This window comes from Pseudomonas congelans (assembly GCF_900103225.1).
In the GTDB taxonomy this organism is placed as follows: domain Bacteria; phylum Pseudomonadota; class Gammaproteobacteria; order Pseudomonadales; family Pseudomonadaceae; genus Aquipseudomonas; species Aquipseudomonas congelans.
On record NZ_FNJH01000003.1, the window covers coordinates 561779 to 572598 of the forward strand.

General features: G+C 61.0%; 11 protein-coding genes. 4 read left to right on the plus strand and 7 right to left on the minus strand.

Going from position 1 to position 10820, the window contains the following annotated elements; translation table 11 throughout:
• Positions 1–20: 20 nt before the first annotated feature.
• Genes BLR20_RS13925 through BLR20_RS13945 form a run of 5 tightly spaced genes read right to left on the minus strand, consistent with a single transcriptional unit; the run spans position 21 to position 5074 of the window.
• Entirely contained in the window at positions 21–1454 is a 1434-nt protein-coding gene (locus BLR20_RS13925; protein WP_054993063.1) for an efflux transporter outer membrane subunit, read from the minus strand.
• Positions 1451–2335 carry an efflux RND transporter periplasmic adaptor subunit gene (locus tag BLR20_RS13930; RefSeq protein WP_032614755.1) on the minus strand — a complete coding sequence of 295 codons (885 nt, stop codon included), beginning with the start codon at positions 2333–2335 and terminating at the stop codon, positions 1451–1453. Before BLR20_RS13930 ends, BLR20_RS13925 begins: the two co-directional genes overlap by 4 nt.
• Complete coding sequence (locus tag BLR20_RS13935) at positions 2332–2541, minus strand: DUF1656 domain-containing protein (RefSeq protein WP_003315925.1); 210 nt, start codon at positions 2539–2541, stop codon at positions 2332–2334. The genes BLR20_RS13930 and BLR20_RS13935 overlap by 4 nt, the downstream gene beginning before the upstream one ends.
• A complete protein-coding gene (locus BLR20_RS13940) occupies positions 2538–4625 on the minus strand; it encodes an FUSC family protein (RefSeq protein WP_054993064.1) in 2088 nt (695 codons plus the stop codon). The genes BLR20_RS13935 and BLR20_RS13940 overlap by 4 nt, the downstream gene beginning before the upstream one ends.
• A complete protein-coding gene (locus BLR20_RS13945; RefSeq protein WP_010434340.1) occupies positions 4622–5074 on the minus strand; it encodes a MarR family winged helix-turn-helix transcriptional regulator in 453 nt (150 codons plus the stop codon). Before BLR20_RS13945 ends, BLR20_RS13940 begins: the two co-directional genes overlap by 4 nt.
• 536 nt (positions 5075–5610) lie before the next feature.
• Here BLR20_RS13945 and BLR20_RS13950 point away from each other — a divergent pair.
• A complete protein-coding gene (locus tag BLR20_RS13950; RefSeq protein ID WP_010434343.1) occupies positions 5611–6279 on the plus strand; it encodes a polysaccharide lyase family 7 protein in 669 nt (222 codons plus the stop codon).
• Between the two features lie 19 nt (positions 6280–6298).
• On the opposite strand, the gene BLR20_RS13955 is transcribed toward BLR20_RS13950, so the two are convergent.
• Both BLR20_RS13955 and BLR20_RS13960 read right to left on the minus strand, forming a co-directional pair.
• Positions 6299–7687, minus strand: a complete 1389-nt coding sequence (locus BLR20_RS13955; RefSeq protein ID WP_054993065.1) for a heavy metal sensor histidine kinase — start codon at positions 7685–7687, stop codon at positions 6299–6301.
• Positions 7666–8355, minus strand: a complete 690-nt coding sequence (locus BLR20_RS13960; RefSeq protein WP_002554192.1) for a heavy metal response regulator transcription factor — start codon at positions 8353–8355, stop codon at positions 7666–7668. The genes BLR20_RS13955 and BLR20_RS13960 overlap by 22 nt, the downstream gene beginning before the upstream one ends.
• Before the next feature lie 170 nt (positions 8356–8525).
• Between BLR20_RS13960 and BLR20_RS13965 the strand changes: the two genes are divergently transcribed.
• The 3 genes from BLR20_RS13965 to BLR20_RS13975 all read left to right on the plus strand — a co-directional run bounded on the left by BLR20_RS13965 (position 8526) and on the right by BLR20_RS13975 (position 10593).
• Complete coding sequence (locus BLR20_RS13965) at positions 8526–9131, plus strand: hypothetical protein (protein ID WP_010434348.1); 606 nt, start codon at positions 8526–8528, stop codon at positions 9129–9131.
• Between the two features lie 74 nt (positions 9132–9205).
• The gene (locus BLR20_RS13970) at positions 9206–9826 is read left to right on the plus strand and encodes a cytochrome b/b6 domain-containing protein (protein WP_010434351.1); all 621 of its coding nucleotides are present in this window, start codon (positions 9206–9208) and stop codon (positions 9824–9826) included.
• A complete protein-coding gene (locus BLR20_RS13975; RefSeq protein ID WP_003344155.1) occupies positions 9823–10593 on the plus strand; it encodes a molybdopterin-dependent oxidoreductase in 771 nt (256 codons plus the stop codon). The genes BLR20_RS13970 and BLR20_RS13975 overlap by 4 nt, the downstream gene beginning before the upstream one ends.
• Positions 10594–10820 lie beyond the last annotated feature (227 nt).

The following is a 10820-nucleotide window of genomic DNA, read 5'->3' on the forward strand; positions in this document are numbered from 1 at the left end:
TGGCCGGGCGAACGCCCATCCTATTTCTGCGCCACGTCATCCTTCTCCCAGCCGCCGCCAAGTGCCAGAAACAGATTGATCTGCCCCATCGCCACCTGGGTGTTGGCTTCGGCCATCTGCGCGCGTACGTCGGTGTAGGTGCGAGTGGCTTGCAGGTCGGCGAGGAACGAAGCGCGTCCGGCCTGATAGAAACGGTGCGTCTGGTCAGCCGCTTCTTTGGCGGACTGCTCGGCCTCTTTGAGGGCGTCGCGGCGGTCGAGCAGGGCGGTGTATTGCGCCAGGCCGGTCTGGGTTTCACGGATGGCGTTGAGCACCACACCGTCAAAGCGCGCCAGGGACGCCTGCGCCGAGGCTTCGGCCTGATGGATGCGGGCGCGTGAGCCATTGGACGGGATGGTCCAGTTCAACAGCGGCCCGAAGCCCCAGCGATTGGCCGCCGGTTTGCCGAGGTTCTCGATCAGGCCGGTGGTGCCAATGCTCGCGCCGATGCTGATGTCCGGATACAGCTCGCCGGTGGCAACGCCGATCTCGGCAGTCGACATGGCCAGATGGCGTTCAGCCTGGCGCACATCCGGGCGGCGTTTGAGCAGCGCTGCGCCGTCGCCCACAGGCATGACCTGCGCAATCTGCGGCAACTCGTTACAGGTGCTCACCCCGGCAGGCAGTTGCTCGACAGGTTTGGCCAGCAGCATCGACAGGCGGAACATCGCAGCCTGACGGCGTGCCTCGTAACGGGGCATTTCGGCGCGTAACGACTTGAACTGCGTCTGCGAGCGAGTGACCTGGGTTTCATCGCCACGCCCGGCATCGCGCAGGCGCTGGTTGAGGGTCACGCTCTGTTGTTGCAGGTCCAGTGATTCGCGGGCGATGTCGAGCTCTTCGTTGGCCGCACAAATCTGCGTGTAGGCGCGCACCACATCGGCGACCACCGTGATGCGTGCCGTATCCACCGCCGCCTGATTGGCATCGACATTGGCCTGCGCCGCTTCGATACCACGCTGCAAGGTGCCGAACAGATCGAACTGGTACGAGGTGGTCAGACCCACGTCGCCCACATTGGCCACCGGCACCTTGTCGGTCAGCAGAAACGCTTCGCCCGACTCCTGCACACGCTGGGCGCCGATCTTCGCGCCGTTGGTAAAGCCGCCAGCCGCCTCGGCTTCCGAGGTCTGATAGCGGGCACGCTGCAGGTTGGCGGCGGCGATGCGCAGGTCGGTATTGGACGCGATAGCCTGGCGCACCAGCTCATCCAGATGCGCATCCTGGTACAGGCGCCACCAGTGCACAGGCACCGGGGCTGAAACCGTGTTGACCGAGCGGCCGGCCAGTTCACCCTGCAGGTCCGGACGGTTGATAGCGCCCTCTTTGGGCAACTGGTAATCCGGGCCGACCATCTGGCAGGCCGAGAGCACGACGGTAAAGCCGAGCGCGGCCACGCGTAACGCACGTTTCATCGGCTGCGCTCCTGCGTGTCATCGATGATCGACACCGTCGCGGTACGCCCGGCAATCATGCGGAAATCGGCAGGCACGTCATCGAAGGCGATCCGCACCGGAATCCGCTGCGCCAGACGCACCCAGCTGAAGGCCGGGTTGACGTTGGGCAGCAGGTTCGAGCCGCTGCTGCGGTCGCGGTCTTCGATACCGGCAACGATACTCACCACGTGGCCGGTCAGCCGGGCGTTGTCGCCGATGACACGGATGTCGACGCCCTGGCCGACATGGATGCCATCAAGCTTGGTTTCCTCGAAATAGCCATCGATGTGGAACGACGTCGAATCGACCACCGAGAGCACCGGACGCCCGGCAGTGACGAACTCATGTTCGCGGGGTGCGCGGTCGTTGAGGTAGCCTTCCACCGGACTGCGGATCACCGAGCGATCCAGGTTCAACTGCGCGGCATCCACCGCAACCTTGGATTCGCCCAGTGCCGAAAGGGCCCGAGCTTCGCGGGACTGGCTTTCTTCCAGTTGCTCGCGGGCAACCAGATTGCCCAGACCACGGTTACGCTTGTTCTCGCGACGCGCCTGCTCCCAGGTTTCCTGACGTTCGGCGACCGTCGCCTGCGCCTGGCGCAGCGCCAGACGGAAGCGGTCCTGGTCGATGGTGAACAGGACCTGGCCCTTGTGCACGGGCTGGTTGTCAGTGACTTCGACCTTCTGGATCAGCCCGGACACGTCCGGTGCGATCTGCACGATGTCGGCGCGGATATGCCCGTCGCGCGTCCACGGTGCATACATGTAATACATCACCATGCGCCATACGACCACGGCGGCCAGGGTGACAACCAGCAGGGTCAGGACCACGCGGCCCAGTGTCAGTATCGGTTTTTTCATGTCATCAGGTATCGACTTAGAGTATCCACGGCGCCGAGCAACAAAGCGTATAGACCTACGTTGAACAAAGCCCGGTGCCAGACCAGACGGTAGAAGTGGGCACGCGACAGCACCGCGTGCACGACGAGAAACAGCAGATAGGCGATGCCCATCATCGCCAGGAACGTGGGGATGAAGATCCCGCTGATATCCAGATCACCGATCACAGGGGCGCTCCATCGATGTTATGCGGCAGTTGCTCGGTCAGTTCGCCGCCCACGGTGACGATCTCGACCCCTGGCAGCAGGGCCAGGCGCAGGCCGCTGAGGGCATGCAACAGGTGCAGCCGGGCCGGGTTGTCGCCCATCTCCTGATCGGTCAACGACCGGCGTGCGCGGTCCATGGCCATCAGCAGGCCCCTGGGCGCGGGCAGCCGTTCGCCGGCCTTGCGACAAAGTTTGAAATAGCCGCTGACTTCATCGATCACCTGACGCAACAGCCCCTGGGCCGCAGGCGTGGCGCGGCGGGTGTAGGCCAGCAGGTCGAGCATGTTCAGCGCGACGCGCAGTTCACGCAGGGCGATCCCGGTGTCCTGGGCGGTGAGCGTCAGGCGCGGCAGTTGCTGCATCAGGCGGTCGAGCATTTGCACACCCATGCGCCGATGCTCGGCCAGAGAAGCGTCTTCACTGAGACTGGCGATGTCACGCCAGCTGAAACGGGTCAGGCGCTTGACGGCCAGCTCGACGCCGAACGGGCGGAACACCAGGGTCCAGATGAAGGCGAACAGTAGTCCGGCGGGACCCGCCAGGTTGGAATTGATGAAGTTCATGAAGTCCGCGTCATAAGCGCTCTGGATACTGATGAATGACGAGGTGTTGACGATGGTCAGCAGCGTGCCGAGAAAGAAGCGCGGTTGCACGGTCAGGGTACCGACGCAAATGAACGGCACGGAAAAGGCCAGCACCAGCATCGGGAAGTCATGCAGGTTGGGCAGCACCACAAACAGGTACAGGCTGGCGAACACCACCGAGAGCAGGGTCCAGAAGAAGAACCGGTAGATTTGCGGGGCAGGGTCATCCATGGCGGCAAAGAAGCTGCACGACACCGCCGCCAGTGCCACCGCACTTGCGCCGTCTTTCCAGCCGAGCAGAATCCACAGCACCGACGCGGCGATGATCGCCAGCACCGTCGAGGTCACCGAATAGAGCATCAGACCGCGATCGAGAAACGGGGTCAGCCGGCCCAGGCGCCAGTGGCGATAGACCGCGCGCCACTGTGACTGGTCGTCGGTCTTGATCGCGTATTGCAGGGTTCGGCAATCCAGCCACAGGTCGATCCACTCACCCAGCCTGAACAGCGTATTGGAAAGCAGCAGTTGATCGCGGTCGTCCAGTTGCGCGGAGTCCGGTTGCAGGCTCTGTACATCGCGATGCAGCTGCTGCCATTGCTCCAGCTGCGGCCCGTCGGCAGTGCTTTCTAGCCAGTCGCAAACCTTGTGCAACAAGGGTTTGATGCTGGCCAGCAGCTCGGGCGTGCGTCGTTCCAGCGCCCACAGTGCGTCATCCAGTGCATCGATGACCGGCAGGAGGTGGATCATCCTGCCGCGCAGTTCATTGGCGTTGCGTACGGTTTGCTTGCGGGCGCCTTCGTGGCTTAACTGGCCGATCATCATTTCCAGCGAGTTGAAGCTGCCGACCATCGAATTGCGCAGCGTGCCGATTTCTTCAGGCTGACAGGTGCGGCTTATAAAGCGCTGACTGTAGGTCGCAGCATCGCTGAACCATTTTTCCGTGGTGGCCTGAAACACCGGTGCCAGGCGTCTGGGCCAGAACATCGCACCCACGACGGCGGCGCAGATGATGCCGAGAAAAATCTCTTCGGTACGCGACACCGCGATGTCGAACACCGCCTGCGGGTTGTCGACCACCGGCAGCGAAATCAGCGGCATGGTGTAGCCGGCCAGCATCAGGGCGTAGCTGTTGGCGGTGCGCAAGTGCAGGGACAGAAACAACAGGGTGCCGGTCCACAGCCCGACCACGATGGCCAGCAACAAGGGCGTCTGCACGAACATGGGCACCAGCAGCACTGATGCTGCGGCACCGGCCAGGGTTCCGGCTGCTCTGTACAGGGCCTTGGAACTGGTCGGGCCGACGAAGGGGCTGGAGACGATGTAGACCGTGGCCATTGCCCAGTAGGGGCGAGGCATTTCCATCAACAAGGCGATGTACAACGCCAGCATCGACGCGCCGAAGGTGCGTACACCGTAGAACCAGTCACGTGCCGGTGGAACGCTGGAGAAAAATCCGTTCAAGCCTGGCCCCCGTGTTCGCGCTGCGCCGCATCGGCAAACGCCTGTAACACACGCAAGGTGGCCTCCAGGTCGGCAGGTTGCAGCCCTTGCAGCACTTCGGCACGCAAGCGGGTCAGCTCGGCTTCGATCGAACACGCCAGTGCGCGACCTTTGCGCGTCAGGCTCAAGGCCTTGGCGCGGCGGTCGTTCGGGTCTTCAGTGCGGCAAACGATATCGGCCTTGCACAATTGGTCGAGCAGACGCACCAGCGTCGGACTTTCCATACCTGCCGCGTGGGCCACTTTTACCTGATGTGCGCCATCGCCCAGACGGGCGATGGCCAGCAGCGGACCTGCACAGGCTTCGGAAATGCCATAGGTCACCAGCGTGTTCTGACAGATGCGTCGCCATTGGCGAGACGCGGCCACCAGGCCACTGCTGATTGTCCGATGGAGGGATTCGACAGACATGGAAATACCAGGAATTTAGTTAGGAGCGATATTGTTAGCAGGGAGATAAATAGCTTGCTAACTAATATCTCGTAACAACTGCTTACAGTCAACCCGGAGCCGCCAGGCGGAGGTGCTTTCTTTTTAACCGGCTGAAAGCGTGTTTCGAGGCGACGTGATGCTCTAAAAAGGGTGCCTTTGTCCGCTTCACGCAGCGGAAGTTCATTTGCTATGAAGATAATTGCTACCGTCTGTCGGTATTTCGCGTTTTTTTGCGCTGTATCCACCTCGATACATTCAAAAAAATGACGCGGTTCACAGAAAACTTCTTCACGTGAATCAACGCTTGCAGCTCGACAGTGGCACATGGCCGTATCGCAACAACTGATATTGAAGTGATGGCATTGGCTGTTTTTAGACGGTTTGTTGACGCCAAAGCGTTGTCGAGGCTGTTTAAAAAGTAAACGATTCAGCCGATAGTCTGGATGACCGAACGGGCCAGCACACCCGTTCCAGAGCCATTCTGTCGGTGCGATGCGCACCTTGCGAGTTACGCCATGATCGACCTTGCTACCTGGAATCTCTCCGTACCTGTCGGAAGCCCTGCGACCATTATCGAAACCCCCAAGTTGGTAAGGGGTTATCGGGATGGCTACTTTCAATCCGGGGATACGCTGTTTTTCTGGGCGCCGGTGACCGGTTCGACCACCGAAAACGCCAAGTACCCGCGTTCCGAATTGCGCGAGACGACTTCAGACGGAAGAGTCTTCAACTGGGCTTACTCCAGTGCCGACAACTTTCTGCGTGCGACCCTGGAAGTCGATCAGGTACCTTCCAGCGGCAAGATCGTGATCGGCCAGATCCACTGCTACCAGAGCACCGAACCGTTGCTGAAGGTGGAGTATCAGTACAAGGAGAAGCTGAAGACCGGCAATATCGTCGCCAAGTTTCGTCGTACGCCGGACTCGGAAATCGAGGTCATCACCATCGCCCAGGGTGTGCCGCTCGATAAGCAGTTCAACTACACCATCAATCTGTCGCCGTCTGGCGATCTGACGGTCAATGCCTTTGACTCGGTCTGGTACGCCAAGCTCGATTCAGCCTGGGCCAGCAAACTGTTCTATTTCAAGGCAGGGGTCTATACCCAGGACAATACCGGCTACACCACGGAAGGCGGCTCGGCCACGTTCTACAAGCTGGCCATTGCCCACGAGAAAAAGAATTGATCCTTGCGCAGCGCGGGCTTCAGGCTGCCGGAAATATCAGACTGAAGCAGATTCTGCCGACGGCGGGTTGAGCGACTTCGACCCTACCGCCGTGCAGTTGCATGATTGCCGTGACGATCGCCAGCCCCAGACCGTTGGAGTCCGAACGCTCATGGCGTGAAGCGTCACCGCGATAAAAACGATCGAACAAGCGTGCAAGGGTGGCCTCCGGCAGCACCGGTCCCTGGTTCTCCACATCTATCTTCCAGTGCCTGTTCACAGCCGTCACCCGCATCAGAATTTCGCTGTCTTCATCGGCGTAGCGAATCGCATTGGCGACCAGATTGCTCAATGCACGCCGCAGCAAAATCGGATCGGCCAGCAGCGTACCTTGTCCGTGGGTGCTCAAGGTCAGGTTGCGTTCTTCGGCCAGCCCTTCGAAATAGCCGGCGACCCTTTGCAGTTCATCATGCAGATCCAGCGACTGACGCTCCAGCGCGGCCTGGGCTTCGTCAGCCCTTGCCAGAAACAGGATGCTTTCCACCAACCGCGAGATGCGCTCCAGCTCTTCCAGGTTGGAGGCCAGCAGGGCCTGATATTCATCGGCGCTGCGGTTCTGGCGCAAGGCGACCTGGCAGTGGCCCATCAGCGAGCCGACCGGTGTGCGGATTTCGTGGGCCAGATCGGCAGAAAACTGCATCAGGCGTCGGTAGCCATCGTCCAGACGGTCAAGCATGGCGTTGAAGGCGTCGCTCAGTTGTTGCAGCTCGACGGGCGTATCACGGCTGTCGAGGCGTTTGTGCAGGCTGGCCGGGGTGATTGCGGCGGCATGGGCAGCCATTCTGCGCAGCGGACGCAAGCCGCGGCGCAACAGCACATAGCCCAGCGCTGCGGTGATCAGAAACGCCAGGGCCACGGCTATATAGATGCGCTGACGGAAGCTGGCGAGCATGGCCATTTCCTTGACCATCAGGTGTGCGGCCTGCAAGCGTACTTCGACACCGTTGGACATCACCTGCACGGCAGCAGCGCGCAACGACACGCCTTGCAGGCTGATGCCGCTGCGCAGGTCATCGACCCGCAGCGGTTGGTCCTGCGCCACCGTCGGCAGCTCCGGCAGGGGGGCGTGCTGCGGGTTGACCGAGATGACCGGTGACTTGCCCGGCTCGCCGATGATGAAGATGTCTTCTTCACTGTCGAGCATGTTCTCGAACAGCTGCGGGCTGCCTTTGAGGTTGTCCATGGTCAGGTCATAGCGCAACAGCTTGCGAAAGTGGTCCAGCCGCGCGAGCACGGCATGGTCGCTGCGTTGCATGACCGTTTCTTCGATGGACTGATACAGGTACAGGCCGGCGCCGCTGACGGTGAGCATCGCTACCAGGGCAAATGCCAGAGTCGAGCGCAGGATCAGGGAAGGCTGGCGTCGCATGGCCGCACCTCGCACACATAACCGATGCCACGCACGGTGTGGATGAGCTTGACCGGGTAGGGCAGGTCGACCTTGCTGCGCAGGCGCTTGATGGCGACGTCCACGACATTGGTGTCGCTGTCGAAATTCATGTCCCAGACTTCCGAGGCAATCTGTGCCCTGGACAATACGTCGCCTTCGCGGCGCAATAACAGGTGCAGCAGGGCGAACTCCTTGTTGGTCAGCACGATGACCTGCTGCTGGCGCGTTACGCGGCGGCGCAGCAGGTCCAGTTCCAGATCGGCCAGATGAAAATGATCAGCTTCGCGCACCACGCCCCGGCGCAGGATGGTGCGGATGCGCAGCAGCAGTTCGGTGAAGGAAAACGGCTTGACCAGATAATCGTCGGCGCCCAGTTCCAGGCCGCGAATCCGGTCCTGCAACTGGTCGCGCGCGGTGAGAAACAGCACCGGCACGTCCTGCCGGGCGCGCAGCACTTCGATGATCTGCCAGCCGTCGATGCCCGGCAGCATCACGTCCAGCACGATCAGGTCGTAGCGGTTTTCCAGCGCCAGGTGCAGGCCGTCGGCCCCGTGCTGGGTCCAGTCCACCTTGTAGCCGGACTCGCCCAGACCCTTCTTCAGGTATTCGCCGGTTTTGGTGTCATCTTCAATGAGCAGGATATGCATCGTTTTGTCCGCTACGCTTTTGCCTGCACCCATGGTGCGCCGATGCCGGAGTCTAACCAGTTGCCGACAAGGTGTCCGGCGAATGACAAAAATGTCATTGCCCGGTCATTCTGCGGTGCCGGTAGCGGTGCAAAGATGGGTTTCAGATCTCACCTGCCAAGGAAGTACCGATGAAGACTGCACTCTCTACTACGTTCGGCCTGCTGTTGCTCAGTGCCGCTGTCATGACCCAGGCTGCCGACATGAAGGTGGTCAAACCCATGCGCGGGACCGTCGACAGCGTCAGCGCCGACACCCTCGATTTCACCACCCGTTCGGGTCAGCACGAAAGTATCAAGCTGACTGACAAGACCGGTATTCGTCTTGTGTCCGAAGCCGACTTCAAGCAAATCAAAGGCGACAGCTTTGTCGGTTCGGCTGCCATCCCGCAGGCGGATGGCACCCTGAAAGCGCTGGAAGTGACCGTTTTTGAAGCCAGCCTCAAAGGCAGCGGCGAAGGTCACTATGGCTGGGAAAACGCTGATGGCAGCACCGGCACCATGACCAATGGCACCGTTGGCACGCTGGCCGGCACCGATGGCCGCACGTTGACCGTCAAATACGAGGGTGGCGAGAAGAAACTGGTGGTGCCGCAGGATGTGCCTATTGCCTACGTCGAGCCAGGCAAGGTTGACCAGTTGACCAAGGGCGCCAAGGTCGTGGTATTCCCGGCTGACGACGGCAAGTCCGCTCGCGGTGTGGCAGTCGGCAAGAACGGTTTCACGCCGCCGATGTAATCACCGCCAGGGTTGTCAGGGGCACAGGGCTGCCCCTGACATCTCGTTCCGTGCCTGATCAGAGGGATCTCGACATGAAAACCCGCCCCATTCATCCGTGGCCGGTGCGCCTGACCCACTGGGTCAATGCCGTGGGCATGGTCTGTATGTTCATGAGCGGCTGGGCGATCTACAACGCATCGCCACTGATGCCGTTCACCTTTCCCAAATTCCTGACACTCGGCGGCTGGCTGGGTGGTTCCATTGCCTGGCACTTCGCGGTGATGTGGCTGTTGGTCATCAACGGCCTGATTTATGTGCTGTATGGCGTGTTCAGCCGCCATTTCAAACGTGACCTGCTGCCGGTCCGGCCGTCCGAAGTGACGCGTGACATGAGTGACGCGCTGCATTTTCGACTGGTCCACGTCAAAGGCCGTTACAACGCCGTGCAACGGTTGATGTACTGGCTGGTGCTGGCCATGGGCGTGCTGGTGGTGCTGTCCGGCCTGGCGATCTGGAAGCCGGTGCAGTTTCAGGGGCTGGTCAGTCTGCTGGGCGGATTCGATTTCGCCCGTTGGGTACATTTCGGGGCGATGACCGCCATCGGCGCGTTTGTCATCGTCCATCTGGTGCTGGTCGTGCTGGTGCCCAGTACCTTGCTGCCGATGATTACCGGCGGCCGCCAGCCGAACGAAGACGGAACTGCGCAATCATGAACGAACCACGTAAACGCATCACTCAGCGTATCCGCCTGGAGCCCGCGCAGGAGCGCCAGCTGGTCGATATTCAGCGTCGCTCGTTTCTGCGCGCGGGGCTGACGGTGGGTGCGATGTCGATGCTCACGGGCTGCAATCTGCAGGATGGCGATCAGGTCGACAAAGTGCTGTGGGCCATGTCGCGTTGGAATGACCGGGTTCAGGCCTGGCTGTTCAATGGCCAGAAGCTGGCGCCGACCTACAGCAAGGCGCAGTTGACCAACCCGTTCCCGTTCAATGCGTTCTACCCTGAATACAATGTGCCGGAGCTCGATCTTTCCGATTACCAACTGGCGGTCTCGGGGCTGGTGCGGGACAAGCAGCCGTGGACGCTGGAGGCGCTGCGCAAATTGCCGCAACGCACGGACATCACACGGTTGATCTGTATCGAGGGCTGGAGTGCGATAGGGCAGTGGGGCGGCGTGCCGCTGAAGACCTTTCTGGAGTACATCGGTGCTGATACGACGGCGCGTTTCGTCGGTTTCAAGTGCGCTGATCGTTATTACTCAAGCCTGGATATGCCCACCGCGCTGCATCCGCAGACGTTGCTGGCGCTGGACTTCGGCGAAGTGGCGCTGCCACCGGATTACGGTTACCCGTTGCGGGTGCGGGTGCCGACCAAGCTGGGCTTCAAGAACCCCAAGCACATCGTCGAGATTTTCGTCAGTAACGAAAACCCTGGCGGGTACTGGGAAGATCAGGGCTACAACTGGTTCAGCGGGATCTAGGAACGGACGCAGAGCGTCGCACGATAGCGGAGTGAGATTATCGTTCCTCACGCTCCGCTTGGGAATGCCGTTCGTGACGCTCTGCGTCACACAGCGGTTCTGCGATGTCAGGTGGATTGGGGTTCGACTCAAGTCACCTTTTCGCCCCTCGGCGACCTACTTTGATGGGGCCAAAGTAGGCAAAGCCCGCAGCTCCGTTTCCGGCCCGACTTCGTCGGGTTCCTTCG